The organism is Pseudomonas sp. MF6747 (assembly GCF_963890955.1).
Lineage (GTDB): Bacteria > Pseudomonadota > Gammaproteobacteria > Pseudomonadales > Pseudomonadaceae > Aquipseudomonas.
Genome location: NZ_CAWPSZ010000014.1, coordinates 29,050 through 48,957, shown reverse-complemented (window position 1 = coordinate 48,957; position 19,908 = coordinate 29,050). Strand labels below are relative to the sequence as shown.

The following is a 19,908-nucleotide window of genomic DNA, read 5'->3' as shown; positions in this document are numbered from 1 at the left end:
AGTGAGGGAGGGCGCGGTCTTGCTGGCGTACTTGGCGCACCCGCTTCGACGATCCGCAGGGTGCGTGCCCGGTCGCAAACCGGTGGCGAACGGGCACGCGGCTGTTAGCCGAGGATTATTTGAGCGGCGTCAGCGGTGGCAACTTCCATTGGCCGTTACTTGCTTCAGGCTTGGGCAAGTAGATGCGCAGTACTGCGTAGAACGGGCCGGGCGGTGCCGGCAGCCAGTTGCTCTGTTCGGCCTTCGGTGGCTCGTGGTGCTGCAATGCCAGGGTCAGGCCGCCGTCGGCATCCAGTTTGAGGTTGGGCAACATCCGCGAATTGATCAGGTAGCGCTTCTTGAGGTTGGGCGCCAGCAGCTTGGTCTTGGCGTCGTACATGGTCAGCGACCAGAACGCTTCAGCGGGCGGCAGTTGATCCTTGTCAAAGTGCACGGTGTAGCTGTGCCGTGCGCCGTTGGCCGGTTTACCCTCGCTGTCGACGAAGTAGTTCAGGTAAATGGCCTCATCGGGGGAGTTGCCGAAAATTCCCAGGTCCGCCCCGGCGTAGCGGTACAGGTAGTTGTTTTTCAGGCGGTCGCGGCTGCCGAACAGGTCGCCGCTGGCCACTTGGTGGGTGTCGATTTTGTCTTTCTTGAACGCGGCGAATTCGGCTCGGCCGTCGGCAATCCCGTCTTCCAGGGCTTTGCGCTGCTCTGCGGTCAAGTCCTTGACCTTGAACGGCGCGCCCGGGGCGATGCCGATCTTGGCAAAGCGCGCCAGCAGGTCCTTTTCGCTGTCCTGAGGGGCGGCGAAGGCCAACATGAAGTTCAGGTAACGAAACAGCTGCGGGCCTTCGGTCATGGTGGCCATCGGCTTGGGCCAGTCAATTTTCGGCACCGCGGCCGGCGCAGGCTGTTTTACGTAGCTGCTCAGGGGCTGCACTTTGTAGCCGTTCTGGATCTGCTTGACCTTGTTCAGGTCCTTTTCATCAAACAGCTGCGTGCGGTACAGGGCGTAGGCGATATTGCTTTCGCTGTACACCACGCGGTCAACGTCAACCGGCTGCTGACCTTTCCAGTCCGGGCCGGCGATCATGTAGTGGCCGCCGTTGTTGCCGGTGCTGCGGGTGCCCAGGTAAGCGATGTTCTGCGTGTAGAGGTCGATCAGCTGCACCGAGTAGTAACGGTTGTCTTCGATCTTGGGCAGGGTCAACACCAACGGCTCTTTGCGCAGGTCCATCCATACGAAGGAGTAGGGCGTGTCCGAATTCGGTGTGGCGAACGCAGTGTCCTTGGGGGTGAACACCTGCGCGGTATTGCCGATATGGTTGAACGGCGCCTTGAAGTTGGGCCCGCCTTTATCGACGGCCTGGGTGTAGAGCGTCTTGTACATCGCCACGACCGGGTAGCCATACAGGTAGGCTTCCTTGGCAATCGCCCGTGCTTCGGCGGGGGTTGCCGTGAAGTCAGCCCAGGCACCGGTGCTCATGAATATCGAGAGGCTCGCCAACAGCAGGCGCGTCGGTTTTCCAATCATGTTGTTGCGTCCTTCCAGAGTTCTTTTGACTGACGGGAGTTGAAGGCGACGAGTTTCCAGTTTTATTTCGCGAACGTCACGTTAATCCCTGCAAACCAGGCCAACTGAGGTAAATCATCGCCTTGGCGCGCCCCTGTCTGTTGCGGTTTGACGCAGGTGTTGACGATGACGCGCTTGGGCATTCACGGATGATATCGATTCAAGCTAGCAGCAAATCCCTGACGCGCGAGCGGCTCAGTCAAATGAGCGCGCAGCGCCATTGGGAATGGCGAAATACGCTGAGGTCGGGAATGCCCCCGTATCCGGCGGCCTGCGGCAAATGAGGGACTATGCGTGGGGCAGCATGGATTTGACTTTGTCGCGCAATTGATCGATCGAGAAGGGTTTGCCAATTACTTGCATGCCGGCCGGCACGTCGATGCTTTCGGCATAGCCGCTGGCAAACAGGATTGGCAGGGCAGGGCGTAGCTCACGCACCTTGGCGGCCAGTTCTTTACCGTCCATATCAGGCAGGCCAACATCGGTCATCATCAGGTCGATCACCTGTGAGGTGTTTTCGACCACTTTCAAAGCTTCTTCAGCGTCCGCCGCTTCTATCACTGTGAACTCCAATTCTTCGAGTACATCGACGATCAGCATGCGCACGATGGCGTCGTCTTCGACTACAAGGAGGGTGGAGGGGGTGGCGGACATAATCAAAATTCCCGAAAAAATGAAGTGGGCAGGTCTTTAGCGGTTGAAAGACCATTCTCTAATGAGTCGCGTCAATCTCGGCAAGTTCCGTTGGCGCAGGCATTGTGAAGGGAATGGGCGCAAATGTCGCGTGCAAGTCCGCGGCAAGGGGGATGACGCGCTGCGTGAATGGCACCGTCCAAAAGTGCCATTCACGCCAGTGAGTCACCTGTGGATCAGAGCGCGGTATTGAACAGTGCGTACGGGTTGTTGTAAGGAACCGTCGCCAGAAAGTCTAAGTCATTGAAGGTGCTGACGTCGTACTCCGGAATGCCGTGGTTAATGGCAACCGGTTTAAGCGTGCCGGCGCTCCAGCCGCTATTCAAGGTAGCGTCCAGCCCCCGGCGCATTGAAGCTTCGTCCGGGAACTTCGCCAGGCCGAAGTTGGGATCAAAGAAAAACCATTCTTTCTGGTTGTTATTGACAATGACGCCCGCCAGAAGCCCGTGATTTTGGGTGCTGATCTTGAGGGTGGTTGATGTGGTTCTATTACTGAGGTCAGTAATAATGTCGGTGTACGCTTGCCGGGAAACCGGATTGGTGCCGTGAAAGTTCACGCGAAGCGCTTGGTGCATGCTGTTCAGTTGTCGGCGGAAGCCAGTAATGGTGGGGTCGATGGAATTTAAGCTGGCTTTGAAGAAGTTATCGATCAGTACACGCTCTTTACCATGCTGAATAGCCAACGCCATGGTGTTAGCCAACGCAGCACATTCTCCTGATGAAGTAATGTCGTTTGAAGCCAGGTAGAAGGTTTGCGGCATGCCGATCGCTTTACCGCCTGCCTTTGCAATTTCTTCGCTAAACATCCTGGAGTACTCAAGACTGTTTTTGGTCTGGAGATTTTCTATCAGTTTGGCCAGTGCCCCTGTCTCTTCGGGGGTTCGGCGGGGGAGGATGGCCAGCTCTTTAAGTTCAAGCACGTTCATGGTGGGGTAGTAGCCGTCTATGGTTTGGCCCCTTGGGTTAGCGTAGCCACGGTTGTAACCAGCGATATCCTTGAGCTTGACGTCATCTATGGCCTTCTTAAACACTTCGCCAAGATTAGGGGTCCGGGGGGTTGGCGCCACCCACGTGGACAACCAGTTAATGAAGTTGTGGTTTATCTCACCATTCCCAGCAACAGTGACAGGTTTGAAGTCGAGCAGCGGTTGCCCAAAGGGTTTCTGGCTGAGGGGGTCAAGGGCATACCATTTATTGTTCTGTAGGGTCGCGCCCACGTCCACTCGTTGCTCCAAAAACTTGTAGGTGCCCGTTGCTGTTATGCCCTGACTTTTACTCGCGGCTTTAAGCAGGTCATAGCTACCGGTAGCCCCTTTGAGTTTGTTAACGGCTTCAAGACTTTTGTTCAGTGCGTAGCGCCCGCCTTTGAGCAGCAGTTTGCCCCCCTGCGCCGCCATTTCATTCAAGCCACTGAGAGGGTTAAGTAGGGAAATGGCTTCGGCGCCGATGACGCGGGTGCCGCTCAGTACCTTGGAGCCAATGGAGAGCGCTGAGCGGCCGATTTTGATCAGCTTGCCTGCGACTGCAGCGCCGGCAGTGAGAAAGCCGAATATATCCATGGTGAGGTCTTGGGCTGCTTCACCGTAGTTGCCGCTATTGAAATTGACAATGGCTGATCTGAACGGGATCAGATTCAACAAAAAATCGTCAAGTGGTTTGGGGCCGCCTTGTAACGCATCCAGGGTGGTTTGCCCGCGGGCGTCTTCTTTTATGCTGGGGTCATCAAGTTCGAGGTGATCGACAAATGCGCTGGCAATCAAGTTGGATCGAATGCTGTTAAAGCTATCCATAGGTAACGCCAGCACGCCACGTTCTGTACCCAAGTCATGCACGTGATGGTTGAACGTGATTTCCTTGGTCTCATGCACCTGGTTGGCTACTCTCGACACCTTGGTTTGTGCCCGGCTCAGATTGATCTGTTTGATCGTGCTTTCATTTAAATTGATTTCGTAGGCTTGAGACTGACCATTCAGTTCGGTTCGGAATAGCAGCCCTGGTTCTTTTTGGTGCTCCGTGTTATTCGGTAAAAAGCCCATGCCCAGCCGATGTGAACTCTCTTCAAAGACAGTGACTTTTCCAAACTCAAAGTTTTGTCTGTCTTCGAGTGGAAGCTGCGCGATCATATGCCTGACCGTTGCGTTAGTGCCGGTCTTTTTATCCCAGATCGCTTGGGTGAACTGCTGATCGAAGGCTTTCTGTACACCCACTATCGGGGCTGCATTGAGCTGCTCCAATGGGATGCTGGGGTCGTCTGACCTCCAAGGACGCGGATTCGGCATGTCCATCATGGCGATATCCAACATCGAATGTCGGCCGACCAACCCGGTTTGGTCCTCGGTGCCGCGATAGCTATCAGTGCCCAATACTTTCTTTTCAAATACCGGGCCCAGATCCCCAAAGCGTTCCTTTAATGCAGCCAGGGCAATTTCTTTTCGCGTCGGTATTGCTCCGTAGAGCATTTTGGAAGCCGAGAGCCGCTCTTCCAGTTGTTGGTTGAAGCTGTTTTTTATGCTGTCGAGTTGTGCGGGCGTATAGGTGTCGTCAGCATTTTTTGCAATGACGCCGTTGGCGACAGCCCAATCAACCAGCGCGGTACTTTGGGCGTATTCGGTAGCGGGTGATCGGCCTTTGGAGGCGTTGTACTCCAGCATGACCTCGGCGTACGTCATGTGCCTCACGGCGCCAGGTCGCTCGGCTTCTATAGTTGCCGCTGCAATCGACAGGAAAGCCCACGCCTGGCTGCCGACGGTCAGATTGCCGGGAATATCTTTAATCAGAAACTGCGGGGCCGTATGGCCTAACAACAGGTGAGTGGCGAGCTTGGCGGTATCTACCGTGGCTTTTTGGGTGGCGACAAGATGCTGGCCAAGGCTTTCAATGACCGAGGAGGGTGAATGACCCCAATGCTGCGGGTCCGCCAGGTCAAATTCGCCCACTACGTTGCGTTCATGCGAAAGATAGGACTTTGGATCCATTCCAAGGTTGAGCGCGGTCAATAGATAGTCGTAGATACTGCTGTCCGAGGAAGCGCCGTTCATCTGCGTTTGCAGGGTTTTACCCAACGCTTGGGCCCTGGGGGTGTCGAGCAGTTTTTGCAGGGCCTTTTCTGGGTCCTGCAGGTCGCTTGCCGTCAATGCACTGCCTCTGATCAAGTAACCGAGCGTCGCCTGGCTGTCAGGTGACAATGCCCCGCCTGGCGCACCGGGCTCGGCGCTGTAGAGGAAATCCAACATTTTTTGTTGATCGGCTTGCGACATCGGGATTGGCCAGGAAAGTGCGCCACCCAGATTGCCCAGAGGGCTCAATTGCGACTGCTGCTCCAACGTGGTCGCCAACGCAGTGAGCTCTTCCATGGTGCGCGGAAGTGCCAGGCCGAGGTCGTTCAGCGCTACTGCCAATGTGGGCGCCGGGCCTTGCGCCATGGCGTATGTTGAACCGACGAAAGGGACTAACCGTTCATTGTTCAAACTGTATGCGATCTGGGCAGCGGTAGCAGGCTGACCATCACCCTGGGTGGCTGCGTACCGGAGCTTGACGGCCAAGTCGTAAAGATCTGCCTTGTCTGCTATGAGGTGTTTTACCGTTTTGGTCAGCACCGCCGTGCCTGTGGCGCTACCGTCCTGGGGCTTGGCGGCATAGAACGTTTCAGCACTTAACCGTTGATCTGCAATTGCCAGCACAGAGCGGGTCGCGGCAGGTCGCAACGGGTCGCCTGCCGAGATAGGGCGCAAGCGCTTGGTGGCGATCAATATCTGGATTTCGCGTTCTACCTGAACCTCGTCACCGTCGATGCGCGGTTGGCCATAAAAATCGCCCACAACCGCCAGAGGCACCTTCAGGACGCCATTCTCGAACGACAGGTGCAACGGGGTGTCCGGCGTGGGCGTGATGACGCGCGCCGCTGCCAGTATTGGCTCGGCGATAGCCTTCCAGCCTGGGGTATCGCTCAGGGTAAATCTTCTGGCTACGCCATCAACCGTGGCATGCAACACGCCGGTGCTGGCAACGATGCTGACGGTGGCAGGATCGATGTGCTGCTGGCGCATCCACTCCTGTACAACCGGACGTTCAAGCTGGGCGTGATAGAGGGTTAACCACTGACCCAGCAGCGTGTTTTTTGGCACCTCGATCTTTTCATCGACGCCTTTCAACTTGTTCTGCAGGGCAGCGATATATTCGGCGAGCAACGTTACGTCATCGTTGGCGGCGCCGGTCGCGGCGTTCAGTGCAGCCGGTGTAGGCGCTTTGGCCATCGGCGCCAACTGTAGCCTGAAGGTTTGCTGTACTGCATTCGTGTTGGTCATCTGGTTTACCTTGCTGGGTTAAAAAGACGCCTTCCCAAAAGATCTTCCGTGTTCCCGAGGCGCACACCTGAGTGCTGAAACGAGGAAATTTCGTTCCAGCACGGCGCCACGTACCTGTATTTATTTGTGTAAATGAATTGATGAATTCGGACAGAATCCTTTGGAAATTCACGTTTAGAGCGTAGGAAGTCACCTCAAATCAATGCAGAAACATAGCCTTGGCCGTCGATATTCGGGCAAACTCCCAGCTTTTCCATACCTGGCCAAGGCATGCCCATGACTCCCGCGTCGTCTGTCGATGAAAAGAGCTTTCGTAAACTCCTGAGCCGTAACGTGGCCCTCCCTTTGGGTGTGGGCGTGCTCAGCGCGGCGTTTTTCGTCGTGCTGATCACTTACCTGTTGTCGGTGATCCAGTGGGTAGAGCACACCGACCGGGTCATCAATAACCTCAATGAGTCTTCGAAGCTGACGGTGGACCTGGAAACCGGGCTGCGCGGCTTCCTGATCACCGGCGACGAGCATTTCCTGGACCCGTATGAAGTGGCAAAGCCGCGCATCATTGGCGATTTGCACAATTTGCAGGAGCTGGTAGCGGATAACCCGCAACAGGTGGACCGCCTCAAGCGTCTTGAGGCCATGCAGGCCGAATGGAACAAATACGCCCAATCGATGATTGACCTGCAGCGCCAGAGCGGTGACTACCGCGCAGCGGTCAAGGCCGGCCGGGGCAAGAGCCTGACCGACGCGATTCGCCAGGAATACGCGGACGCGGTGGGCATGGAGCAGCAGTTCCGTGTGACCCGTAACCAGGACGTTACCCGTACGACGGTGGTCAGCGTTACGTTGTACCTGGTCTTTGTGCTCGGTCTGAGCGGCTTTCTTGCCTATGTGGGTCGCAAGCATTTAATCGCTCTATCAGACAGTTACAGCGCAAACCTCGCGTCGCAACAGAAGATTGCGCGTCGCCTGGAACAGCAAGCCTGGCTGCGTAACGGCCAGACCGAATTGGCCGAACAAGTGCTGGGGCAACTCAGCCTGAACATGCTGGGCCGTAACATCCTGCAGTTCTTTGCCCAGTACATGGGCTCGGCGGTCGCTGCGCTGTATGTGCGTGAAGAACACGGCGGTCTCAGGCGTGTGGCCACGTATGGTTTCTCCCGCGAACAGGAGCAACGCGAGCAGGCGATCTACAGTGACGAAGGCATTGTCGGCCAGGCGGCCCAGCTCGATCGCCTGATTCGCCTGGACGATGTACCGGTGGACTACTTCAAGGTCAGCTCCGGCTTGGGCGAAGGCGCTACCCGCAGCGTACTGGTGATGCCGACCAGCGACGACGACCGTGTCAACGGCGTGATCGAACTGGGTTTCCTGCGCCCACTGGACGAGCGTGACGTCGAACTGGTGGAGCTGATTGCCGGCAATATCGGCACCTCCATCGAAGCTGCGCGCTATCGCCAGCGCCTGCAGGAAGTGCTGGCCGAAACCCAGCAGCTCAACGAAGAGCTGCAAGTGCAGCAAGAAGAGCTCAAGACCGCCAACGAAGAACTCGAAGAACAGTCGCGCATCCTCAAGGAATCCCAGGCTCACCTGGAAACCCAGCAGGCCGAACTTGAGCAGACCAACGAACAGTTGGCCGAGCAGACCCAGACCCTGGCCGAGCAGCGCGACGCCATGGACCGCAAGAACGTCGAGCTCAACCAGGCCCAGCTTCAACTCGAAGACCGCGCCGACGAACTGCAGCGCTCCAGCAAGTACAAGTCAGAGTTCCTGGCCAACATGTCCCACGAGCTGCGCACGCCGCTGAACAGCTCATTGATCCTGGCCAAGCTGCTGGCGGAAAACCCTCAGGACAACCTCAGCGCCGAGCAGGTCAAGTTTGCCGAGTCGATCTATTCGGCAGGCAATGACTTGCTCAACCTGATCAACGACATTCTGGATATTTCCAAGGTGGAAGCCGGCAAACTCGAAGTGCGCCCGGAAAACTCCAGCGTTGTGCGCCTGGTGGACGGCCTGCGTGGCATGTTCGAGCCGCTGGCCGCCGATCGCAAGCTGGGTTTCCAGGTGGAGGTTCAGGCCGATGCGCCGACGCTGATGTTTACCGACCGCCAGCGTTTGGAGCAGATCCTCAAGAACCTGCTGTCCAACGCGGTCAAGTTCACCGAGCAGGGCGAAGTCAGCCTGTCGGTGTCCAGGGCGCCGGGCGAGGGCATTGCCTTTACGGTGCGCGACTCCGGCATCGGCATTGCCCCGGACCAGCAGGAAAGCATTTTCGAAGCGTTCCGCCAGGCCGATGGCACCACCAACCGTCGTTACGGCGGCACCGGGCTGGGCTTGTCGATCTCTCGTGACCTGGCGACATTGCTCGGCGGTTATATCAGCGTGAGCAGTGAGCCGGGCAAAGGCAGTGTGTTCACGCTGGTATTGCCAGAGCAGTACGTCGAACGCGAGGAGGGCGCCGCACCTGTCGAGCAGCCGCGCCAAGCCGTAACGGCCCCTGCGCCCAAGCCCGTGGCGGTCTCACCCCTGCCGGTGGCCGACGTTCAACAGATCCCGCGGTTTGCCGATGACCGTGACAAAGCGCCGTTCACCACCCGATGCATTCTGGTGGTGGAAGACGAACCGAATTTCGCGCGCATCCTGTTCGACCTGGCCCATGAGCTGGGCTACAACTGCCTGGTGGCGCACGGTGCGGACGAAGGCTACAGCCTGGCCGAAGAGTTCATTCCCGACGCGATCCTGCTCGACATGCGCCTGCCCGACCATTCCGGGCTGACCGTGCTGCAACGTCTGAAAGAACACGCCAGCACCCGCCACATCCCGGTGCACGTGATATCCGTCGAAGACCGCGTCGAAGCCGCCATGCACATGGGCGCAATCGGTTATGCCGTCAAGCCCACCACCCGCGAGGAGCTCAAGGATGTGTTTGCGCGCCTGGAGGCCAAGCTGACACAAAAGGTCAAGCGCGTGCTGCTGGTGGAAGACGATGACTTGCAGCGTGACAGCATTGCCCGCCTGATCGGCGATGATGACATTGAGATCACCGACGTCGGCTACGCCCAGGCCGCCCTGGACCTGCTGCGCACCCATGTCTACGACTGCATGATCATCGACCTCAAGCTGCCGGACATGCTCGGCAACGAGCTGCTCAAGCGCATGGCTACCGAGGATATCTGCTCGTTCCCGCCGGTGATTGTCTACACCGGGCGCAACCTGACCCGTGATGAAGAAGCCGAGCTGCGCAAGTATTCGCGCTCGATCATCATCAAGGGCGCGCGCTCACCCGAGCGCCTATTGGATGAAGTGACACTCTTTCTGCACAAAGTCGAATCCCAGCTGTCCCATGATCGCCAGAAGATGCTCAAGACCGCCCGCAGCCGCGACAAGGTCTTCGAGGGCCGCAAGATCCTGTTGGTGGACGACGATGTGCGTAATATCTTCGCCCTGACCAGCGCCCTGGAGCACAAAGGTGCGCTGGTGGTGATCGGGCGTAATGGCCGTGAAGCCATCGACAAACTCAATGAAGTTGACGACATCGACCTGGTGCTGATGGACGTGATGATGCCGGAGATGGACGGTTACGAGGCAACTGCCTTGATTCGCCAGGATCCGCGCTGGAAAAAGCTGCCGATCATTGCGGTGACGGCCAAGGCCATGAAGGACGATCAGGAACGCTGCCTCGCGGCGGGCTCCAACGATTACCTGGCCAAGCCGATTGACCTGGACCGCCTGTTCTCGCTGATTCGCGTCTGGCTACCGAAGATGGAACGTATTTAAGTGGAGCAACGTTTTTTGGATAAAAGCAGCGATATTGAGCTGCGCCTGTTGATTGAGGCGATTTACCTCAAGTACAGCTACGACTTTCGCGACTATTCCGGTGCGTCGGTCAAACGACGCGTGGCCCATGCCTTGCGCCAGTTCGATTGCGCCACGATCTCGGCGTTGCAGGAGCGCGTGCTGCACGACCCGTCCGCGTTCATGCAGTTGCTGCAGTTCCTGACGATCCCGGTGAGCGAGATGTTTCGCGACCCGTCGCACTTCCTGGCGATCCGTCGGGAAGTGGTGCCGCTGCTCAAAACCTACCCGTCGATCAAGGTCTGGATTGCCGGCTGCAGCACGGGCGAGGAGGTGTACTCCATGGCGATCCTGCTACGCGAGGAAGGGTTGCTGGAGCGTACGATCATTTACGCCACGGACATCAACCCGGCGTCGCTGGACAAAGCCAAGCAAGGTATTTTTTCCCTGGAGAACGTACGCGCCTACACCGCCAATTATCAGCAGGCCGGCGGACAGCGTTCATTCGCCGACTACTACACCGCGGCCTACGATTACGCGATCTTCGACAAGTCCCTGCGCGAGAATGTGACCTTCGCCGACCACAGCCTGGCGACCGATAGTGTATTCTCAGAAACTCAGTTAATTTCGTGCCGTAACGTACTGATTTATTTCAATAAAAAATTGCAAGACCGAGCGTTTGAATTGTTCCACGAGTCGCTGTGTCATCGCGGCTTCCTGGTGCTGGGCAGCAAGGAAACCCTGGATTTTTCCGCCTACAGCAAACAGTTCGAACCCTTGGTCAAGCAGGAACGGATCTACCGCAAATCATGAACGACGTTGCAGCCAACCCGATTGTCGGGATTGAAGCCATCGTCGTCGGCGCTTCTGCTGGCGGCGTCGAGGCGTTGCTGACTATTTTTGGTGCATTGCCCCAGGGCTTTGGCTTGCCAATCATCGCGGTGCTGCACCTGCCGGACGAACGCCGCAGCCAGTTGGCCGAGGTCTTTGCCCGGCGCCTGCGAATCCCGGTGCGTGAAGCGCGTGACAAGGAAGTGATCGAGGCGGGCACCCTGTATTTCGCCGGGCCCGGTTATCACCTCTCGGTGGAGCATGACCGCAGCCTGTCCCTGAGCCAGGAAGACCGCGTACACCATTCGCGGCCCTCCATTGACTATCTGTTTGCGTCAGCCGCCGATGCCTACGGCAAAAGTCTGCTGGCCATTTTGTTGACCGGCGCCAACCAGGACGGTGCCCGCGGGCTGGCGCACGTCAAGCGCTCAGGCGGGACCACCGTTGTACAAGACCCCAAGGATGCACGCATCGCCGTGATGCCGCTGGCGGCCCTGGCCCTGCAAACACCTGACTATATTCTGACTCTGAGCCAAATTGGCTCGTTGCTGGCTTTGCTGGAATCTTCCCCATGTTAAGTACTGTCCAGGCCAAACTGCTGATCGTCGACGATCTGCCGGAAAACCTGCTGGCCCTCGAAGCGCTGATCAAGCGCGAGGATCGCCAGGTCTACAAGGCATTGAGCGCCGACGAGGCCTTGTCACTGTTGCTGGAGCACGAGTTCGCCATGGCGATTCTCGACGTGCAGATGCCCGGCATGAATGGTTTCGAGCTGGCCGAACTGATGCGCGGCACCGAAAAGACCAAAAACATCCCGATTGTGTTCGTCAGCGCTGCCGGCCGTGAACTCAACTATGCCTTCAAGGGCTATGAAAGCGGCGCCGTCGACTTCCTGCACAAGCCGCTGGACATCCATGCGGTCAAGAGCAAGGTCAACGTGTTCGTCGACCTGTACCGCCAGAGCAAGGCGATGAAGCTGCAGGTCGAAGCGCTGGAGCGCAGCCGCCGCGAGCAGGAACTCTTGCTGACCCGCCTGCAGGCCACCCAGGCCGAGCTGGAGCAGGCAGTGCGCATGCGTGACGATTTCATGTCGATCGTCGCCCATGAGGTGCGTACGCCGCTCAACGGGCTGATCCTGGAGACTCAACTGCGCAAAATGCACCTGGCCCGGGACAACGCCGCCGCGTTCACCCTGGACAAAATGCACGCCATGGTCGATCGCGATGAGCGGCAGATCAAAAGCCTGATTCGGCTGATCGAGGACATGCTCGATGTGTCACGCATCCGCACCGGCAAGCTGTCGATTCGCCCGGCGCGGTTTGACCTGACCCAGTTGGTGCACAACCTGGTGGAAAACTTCGCGCCGCAAGTGGCCGCCGCCGAGTCGTCGATGCACCTGGAGGTCCAGGGGCCGGTAGAAGGCAACTGGGATGAGTTCCGCATCGAGCAGGTGATTTCCAACCTGCTGACCAATGCGCTGCGCTACGGGGCCAAAAGCCCGGTGGAAGTACGGGTGTATACCGAGCATAGTGAGGCAAGGGTTGAAGTGCGCGATCACGGGATCGGCATCAGCGCAGACAACCAGAAGCGAATTTTTCAGCAGTTCGAGCGCGTTTCCGCCAGCCATGTTGCGGCTGGCCTGGGCCTGGGGCTGTTTATTTCCGAGCAGATCGTGGCGGCCCACGGTGGCACCATCGAGGTAGAAAGCCAGATAGGCGAGGGCGCCTTGTTTCGGGTGTGCCTGCCCCTTGAGACGCCGGCGTGAAATCTATCGTCAGCTCGACGCAACCTCTGCGTGACCCGATGGTCGTAACTGCAGCAATTGACCGGACAAAGGCTTCCCATGAGTGAAGATGCACAAGATGTTGTTCTGATCGTCGAGGACGACGAATCGATTATGTTCGTGCTGGGTGAATACCTGGCCGGGCTGGGGTATCGAGTACTGAAGGCGATTGATGGGGAGCAAGCCTTCGAAATCCTCGCGACCAAGCCGCACCTGGACCTGATGGTCACGGACTACCGCCTGCCGGGCGGAATTTCCGGGGTACAGATTGCTGAACCGGCGATCAAGTTGCGACCGGAATTGAAGGTGATCTTTATCAGCGGTTATCCGCAGGAAATCCTCGACTGCAACAGCCCGATCACGCGCAACGCGCCGATCCTGGCCAAGCCGTTTGATCTGGATACGCTGCAGGAGCATATCCAGCGATTGTTGGCTTGAGTACGGTCTGTGCCAGGGACGCGTATCACCGTCCCTGGCAGCATTCACCGGCTTAGTCGCGCGCCCAGTCCAGAATTTCGTTGATCTTTGAGCGGTCGAAGACGCCCGCCCCCTCATCATCACGCAGCTTGAAATTGCCATCGGGATAGACTTCTACCCCGACGGAGCTGGCGTAGGTCACGGACACGTCTTTCTTTTGCAGGATCGATAACAACGGTTTGTTACCGTTGCTATCGACTTGGCCTATTACCCTGCCGACCATCAGCGATGAGCGTGTTGCGGTGCCGCCGACAAAAATCACCTTGCCGCCATTCTCCAATGCGCTGTCCAGCTGCTGGAGCAGGGCAAAGGCATTGTGCTCAGCCCCCACAGGCGCCTCCAGATTGCTGCCGTTCAAGTGCACCAAGGTGCGTTTGTGGTACACCCCGTTTTGCAGATCGGTCAGCACCACCAGTGCCGAGCAGTCACCGAGTCCATGGGTGCTGAGGATGCTTGTGGGGTCATCGAGGGTTTTCGCCTCGGCCACGAACACTTCAACATTTTGCACGCCGGGCTTACTGGCGCTGTTGGCTATGAGCGGTGGCTGCACAGCCGCATCAGCGACCGAAGGCTTCGCGCCCAGGGCGTCGTCGAACAGCGACTGAACATGTGCGTCGGCAATATGGTTGGTTTTCTTCCATGCGTCACTGTGAGTACTGACGTTGAACTCCAGCCTGGTGGGGTTGCCGCCCGCGGTTTTGTAGGGCAACGGCAGGTGTTTGTCGGTAAACAGCTTGCCCAGGCTCTTCTTCATGGCGGCAGCGCTCGTAAACTCGGCGAGGCCGTAGTTGGGGTCGTAATAAAAAAACCGCTTGGCGACGCCTTCGCCCTGCGTGCCGATCATCATGGCGTGGTCGGCGGTGCCGATCATCATGGTCTTGGGGCCGCTGGCGTCAGCAATGTCATCCATCAGTTGGGCGTAGCCCATTTTGCGAACGGGCGCACCGGCATGAAACTGCGTGGGTGTATCCAGTTGCTTTTGAATGTGCGTCAGGTTCGCCACGAACTGCCTGGACTCGGCGGCGGTGGGGTTGGCCGCTGCGCTGAATAAGTTGGCGGCGAAACGGGTGTGCTTGCCTTGCTCCATGGCCGTCGCCATGACGCGCGACATTGCTGCGCATTGGCCTTTGCTGAGCGGGGTGGTCTGGCTGAGATAGAACAGTTGGGGAACGGGCGTGAACGTGCCGCCGCCCCCGCTGATGTGCTGGTAAAACGCATTGACCCCGCTGAAGCTGTGCTGCACCGCTAAACGCTCGCGCTGGCGTACCAAGGCGCCGACCTCGGCCGGTGTGCGGCCTGGAGCGCGCGCCAGCGCCATCACTTCAGCGGATTTCATTCCGGCGCGATAGCCGCTGATCGTCAACGGGTCGACCTGGGTATAGCCATGGTTGAACTGCACACTGTTTGCACCGTGTTGGTGGTGTTCAACCCAGGCGGTCCAGGCGCTTTCACCGGCGGTCTGCTGAGCCTCGTGTAATTCGCCGCTGGCTCTGATCGAGGGGTGGAAGTCCTCCAGAGCCTTGCCATACGGCTGGCCACTTAGCGTGTCGAAGGCAAACCACTTGCCACGTTGAAGCACTGCCGGCCCTTCAGCGATGGCGTCGCCCAGCCTGAAGGTGCCCACTGCGCTGGCATCAAAATGTCGACTCGCCTTGATCAGGCTGTAACTCTCGGCGCTGCCGCGCAGCGTGTTGTAGGCATACAGACCGCCTTTTTGCACCCCACCCGCGGCACGGGAAATCAGGCTGCCCACGCCATCCAGCGGGTTGAGTGCGCTCAGCGCAGCACGCCCCACGATCTTCACGCCCTGGGCCAGCCTGGCCGCCGCGCTGGTACCTGCTTGCAGTGCCTTGGCGCCTTTGGCTGCGAAGCCTACGCCGACGACAAACCCGAAGGCGTCGAACGCCAAGTCAACGATGCCGTCGCCCACGGCGCCGGCTCGAAAGTTCTGGATTGCCGAGCGAAGGGGAATCAGGTTGAGCATGAATTCGCGGGCTCTTTTGTAGAATGGCTCCTCGGTATCAAACGTCGTCACACCCCGCGCCTCACTCTGCAGCGCCCGGATGTTCAGGTCTTCGACCAAGGCGTCGGCAATGTAGCGGGACCGTTCGCTGGCAAAGCTGTCGGGTGTGCCCGCTCGCGGTTTTTTTTCAGCAATGCGTGCTGAGTAACGGCCGGAAGGTTTAACCTCCAGCAGCATTTTCGCGTAGCGCCACTTATCCGCTTCATCAGTCTGGCGCCCGATCGGGTGGTCTTTGAGCTCTTCGCGCTGGCGGATGTTGCTGTCTCTTAAATTGACTTGATAAACAGTGACGACGCCGTCGAGCTCTGTTTTCAGCAGCAGGCTATCGGGTACCTTGGTTTCAACACGGTTCTGGTTGAAGGCGGTATGAGAGATGCTGTGCTCGGTCAGCAGGGTCACTTTCCCATACTCAATGGCTTTTCGATCTTCCAGGGGCAGTGTGGCGATCAGGTGTTTGATTTGCGTGCTCGTCGCCTGTTCTGCCGCGTGGAAGTACCGCTGAAGTTCAGTGTTAAACACAGCATTGATGTCGGAAAGTTTGTTTGCATGGCCCGCGAGCGTGCGTGTGTCGACGTCACCGGACGATGACGTCCATGCCGTTGCCTTGAGTCGCCCGTGCAGGTAAAGGTCCAGCACCGAGTACGGCCCGGGGAAGTCGCGGCTCTGATCAAATGGGGTGATGCATTTTTTCTCGAAGGGCAGGTCACCATACACACGCTTGAGTTCCTCCAGCGCCATCGCCCGGCGCTCGGGCATTGGGGTCGAGTAGGCTTTCGAGGCTTGGCCCAATGCTGAAATCCGCGCGCTGTAGGCGCCAAAGACGCGGTTCATCTGCTCGTCGGTGTAGTCATCCAGCGTGTTCAGCGGGAGCAAGCCTTGGGCAACCCCCCAATCTTTGAGCGCATCGCGCTGCGCCATGCCTTCTACCTGCCGGTCCTGGTCGGTGACAGGTGCCAGATCGGCTCGTTGCATGACCTGTGCGAAGGTCATATGCGCCGTTGAGCCGGGCGCCTGGCTCTCGAGGCGCGCTACCGCCGTGCTGAAGGTGACCCACGTGTGTGAGTCACACGTCACCTTGGCGGGAATGTCGTTGACCAAAAAAGCGGGGGCTTGGCGTGACAGCAACAGGTGGGCCGCAACGGGTGCCAATTCGGCGCTGACACGGCCCGAGGAAACCAAATGCGTCACCAGCCCCGCGACCACCCTTGAAGGATGCTGACCCCAATGTTGATGGCGGGCCCTATCAAAACCGGCAACGCCGGTTCTGGCTGGCGCCGAGGTGTTTGCGGCTTCATCCAGGGTCGCGCCAAGGGCTGCCAACGTCCAATCGTTAAGGCTCTGCGGGGTCGAGACGCCATTGAATTTTTCCTGCAGCGCCAGCCCCAGCGCCTGGGCCTCAGGCGTAGCGAGCAGGCGTTGAATAAACCGCCGCGGGTCGTGCAGTTCGGACGGCGCAAAACGCTGATTGCGCGTCAGGTAACCGAGTGCACCGGTGGCCTCGTGATAATTTTGCAGACCCTTGAGTCCCAGCGTGTTCTGACGCAGGGAATTTCTCAGGTTGTAACGATCGTCAGCACTCAATGGGGTTGGCCAGGACAAGGCTCCGCCGAAATTGCCGTCGGGAAGCTGCGAAAGGGCTGGCGTTGTCAGTAACCGTCCCAGATTTAACAGCTCGTCGCGGCTGCGGGGCCTGTCCCAGCCATTGTCACTGAGGTATTTGTCCAGGCTGACGGTAGGGTCCGCTTGCAACAGCCTGTGGGGCGAATCGGCCTGCAACGTGATGCGGGTGTTGCCCATTTTGTCGCGAATAAGTTGCTCAATCCGGCTTTGTACAAACGAGGGCGAGAGGTACAAGCTGTCGAGGGGATCTTTGGTGGTGCGGTCTAGCCACTGTTCGGACAAATCGTCGATCTGCTGAATGACCGCGATCAGTTTCAAGGCCACGTTGCTGTGATCATGAGCACTGGCCAGCTTGGCCCGTTCGTGTTGCAGCACCTCGGCAGCGCGGTCTGGCCGGGGGCGGGAAAGGCCGAAGCCTTTAGCGGCCTCTAGCTGCACTGCACGGGCTTCAGCGGATTCCCGCGTTTGCCCCGTGATGGCTTCGCCATAAAAGTCCGCGACCGCCCGGTAGGGTGCCGATGTGCGGCTGGAGGGGCTCAGAATATAACCAGCGCTTGAAGTCAGGGCTTTTGCCGCTTGCATGATGGGCGCCATCATCGAGGTCCAGAGGTGGCCATGCTCAAAGCCTGAAAAGGGTTTGCGCTGACCGCCGACGAAGGCGCTGATGAGGTTGTCTCGGGGATTGATCTCAATGGGCTTTGACAGATCGATCTGCTGATGCTTTGCCCAACTGACAAAGTACGGGCTCTTCATCAAATCGTGCAGGTGTGACCACCATTGGCCGAAGGCAGAGGCGGGCGCAATGGTGTCGATGTCGCCCAGTCGTCCGCTATTAGCCGCAGCGCGCAGCGTTTGTGCCAGATAACCGGCCAGCTCACTGTCGCCGTCGACTTGCGCACGCTCAGCCGCGTCCGGGCCCGCGGGGTTGCCGTCCCGATCCGCCAGGCGTGGCCGGCGTATTGTGGGGGGCTCAGGTGCAGCATTCAGCGGCCATTGATGCAGTGGAATAAGGTTGCGGGCAGCGATCATGATGGGACTCGTGAGGTAAGTTTCAGTTTAACGACGGGCACCTTTCATGCGTCGCGATTTGAAACTTCGTGTCCGATCCCTCAACGCCGGTTCCAGCCTGTCAGCCACCAGATATTGCGGTAACGTGCAGCAACTACCTCACGCCTGAATCATTTCCCGCACCTTCGCCGTCAACAAATCAAAGGTGAATGGCTTGGTGATCAACTGCATCCCAGGATCGAGGAAGCCGCCGCGCACCGCCGCGTGTTCGGCATAACCGGTGATGAACAGGACCTTGAGCTGAGGGCGAATCTGCCGACCAATTTCCGCCATTTGCCGGCCGTTCATACCCGGCAGGCCCACGTCGCTGATGAGCAAGTCGATACGCTGGTCGGATTCGATGATCGGCAGCGCCGTGTCCGCATCAGCGGCCTCGACGAAGGCATAGCCCAACTCGTTGAGCACGGCGCTGACCAACACGCGTACTGCCGGGTCATCCTCGACGATCAATACCGTTTCACCCGCATTGGCATAGGGCGCCAAAGCGGGATTGACGTGTTCTGGCGCCTGCAGTTCACCGACAAAACGCGGCAGGAACAGGCTCACCGTGGTGCCTTTGCCCACTTCGCTGTGGAGGGTGACGTGGCCATGGGACTGGCGGGCAAAGCCGTAGATCATCGATAAGCCGAGGCCGGTGCCCTGGCCAATCGGCTTGGTGGTAAAAAATGGATCGAACACGCGGCCCATCAGGTGTTCTGGAATGCCGCAGCCGGTGTCGCTGACGCTCAGCTCGACATAGTCGCCGGGCTTCAAGGTGCCGTAGGCCGCAGTGAACACGTTGTCCAGGTGGCGGTTGGTGGTTTCAACCACTAACTTGCCGCCGCCCGGCATGGCGTCCCGCGCGTTGATCACCAAGTTGAGCAGGGCGCTTTCGAGCTGATTGGGATCAGCTTCGGCGGTCCAGAGCTGACTGTCGAGGCGCATGTCGAGGCCAATGCTTTCATTGATGCTGCGTTGCAGCAGCTCACCCATGGAGGTCACCAGTTGGTTGATCTCCACAGGCTTGGAATCCAGCGATTGGCGACGGGAAAACGCCAACAGGCGATGGGTCAGGCCGGCCGCGCGGTTGGCCGAGGTCACGCCCAGGTCGATAAGGCCGTCCAGGTCATCGAGCTTGCCGCGCGCAATGCGCCGTCGCAGCAGCTCCAGGCTGCCGATAATCCCGGTGAGCATGTTGTTGAAGTCATGCGCGATGCCGCCGGTCAACTGACCTACGGCTTCCATTTTCTGCGATTGGCGCAAGGCTTCTTCATTGCTGCGCAGTTGCGCCGTGCGCTCCTCGACTTGCTGCTCGAGGGTTTCCATGGTGCGTTGCAGGCGCAGCTCGCTTTCACTCAAGTCAATCAAGCGGTCGCGGGCGTCATATTGCCGGCGCCGGCCACGCAGGGCTGCGCTCACCAGGCTGATCAAGGTGATGGGGTGGAAGGGGCGTTCGAGGAAGGTCACGTTGCCCAGCAGCCCGCTCAAGTGCGACGAACCATTCTGCTCGCTGCCGCCGTGATGGGTCATCAGCACAATAGGCAAGTCCGACCACGCCGGCTGCTGATGCAGATGCTCCAGCAACGGCTCCAGGTCAACCCCGCGCAACGCCTCCGCCGCAATTACCAATAAGCCGGCGCCGTCTTCGAGCAATTCGCACAGGTCGGCCAGGTTGCTGGCAACAATGCCGCTGTAGCCAGCTTCGTTCAGCATCATCAGCGCCAATGAGCCGTCGCGGCCCATCGGCGCGAGGATAATTGCGCGCTCGGAGGCAGGAGAAACG

Annotated in this window: 10 protein-coding genes; 5 read left to right on the top strand and 5 right to left on the bottom strand. The window is 58.7% G+C overall.

Annotated features, from left to right (window positions below):
• Positions 1-115: 115 nt before the first annotated feature.
• From AACW30_RS15555 to AACW30_RS15545, 3 genes are all read right to left on the bottom strand, one after another.
• Positions 116-1,516: a DUF1254 domain-containing protein gene (locus tag AACW30_RS15555; protein WP_200625240.1), complete on the bottom strand. Its 1,401-nt coding sequence runs from the start codon at positions 1,514-1,516 to the stop codon at positions 116-118.
• Positions 1,517-1,843: 327 nt separating this feature from the next.
• A complete protein-coding gene (locus AACW30_RS15550) occupies positions 1,844-2,209 on the bottom strand; it encodes a response regulator (protein WP_169366736.1) in 366 nt (121 codons plus the stop codon).
• 215 nt (positions 2,210-2,424) lie between these two features.
• Positions 2,425-6,552, bottom strand: coding sequence for a hypothetical protein (locus tag AACW30_RS15545; protein ID WP_200625239.1), 4,128 nt, complete (start codon positions 6,550-6,552; stop codon positions 2,425-2,427).
• 276 nt (positions 6,553-6,828) lie between these two features.
• Between AACW30_RS15545 and AACW30_RS15540 the strand changes: the two genes are divergently transcribed.
• The 5 genes from AACW30_RS15540 to AACW30_RS15520 all read left to right on the top strand — a co-directional run bounded on the left by AACW30_RS15540 (position 6,829) and on the right by AACW30_RS15520 (position 13,396).
• A complete protein-coding gene (locus AACW30_RS15540; RefSeq protein ID WP_200625238.1) occupies positions 6,829-10,326 on the top strand; it encodes a response regulator in 3,498 nt (1,165 codons plus the stop codon).
• Positions 10,327-11,157: a CheR family methyltransferase gene (locus AACW30_RS15535; protein WP_200625237.1), complete on the top strand. Its 831-nt coding sequence runs from the start codon at positions 10,327-10,329 to the stop codon at positions 11,155-11,157.
• Positions 11,154-11,753, top strand: coding sequence for a chemotaxis protein CheB (locus AACW30_RS15530; protein WP_106579184.1), 600 nt, complete (start codon positions 11,154-11,156; stop codon positions 11,751-11,753). Before AACW30_RS15535 ends, AACW30_RS15530 begins: the two co-directional genes overlap by 4 nt.
• On the top strand, positions 11,747-12,940 hold the full coding sequence (locus AACW30_RS15525) for a hybrid sensor histidine kinase/response regulator (RefSeq protein ID WP_106579185.1): 1,194 nt from the start codon (positions 11,747-11,749) through the stop codon (positions 12,938-12,940). Before AACW30_RS15530 ends, AACW30_RS15525 begins: the two co-directional genes overlap by 7 nt.
• 78 nt (positions 12,941-13,018) lie before the next feature.
• Positions 13,019-13,396 (top strand): response regulator, encoded by a 378-nt coding sequence (locus AACW30_RS15520; protein ID WP_003217591.1) that lies wholly within the window; start codon positions 13,019-13,021, stop codon positions 13,394-13,396.
• 52 nt (positions 13,397-13,448) lie between these two features.
• Here the strand turns inward: AACW30_RS15520 and AACW30_RS15515 are convergent, their stop codons facing one another.
• Both AACW30_RS15515 and AACW30_RS15510 read right to left on the bottom strand, forming a co-directional pair.
• Entirely contained in the window at positions 13,449-18,107 is a 4,659-nt protein-coding gene (locus AACW30_RS15515; protein WP_200625236.1) for a hypothetical protein, read from the bottom strand.
• A gap of 138 nt (positions 18,108-18,245) precedes the next feature.
• A complete protein-coding gene (locus AACW30_RS15510) occupies positions 18,246-19,868 on the bottom strand; it encodes an ATP-binding protein (RefSeq protein WP_234452712.1) in 1,623 nt (540 codons plus the stop codon).
• Positions 19,869-19,908: the final 40 nt, after the last annotated feature.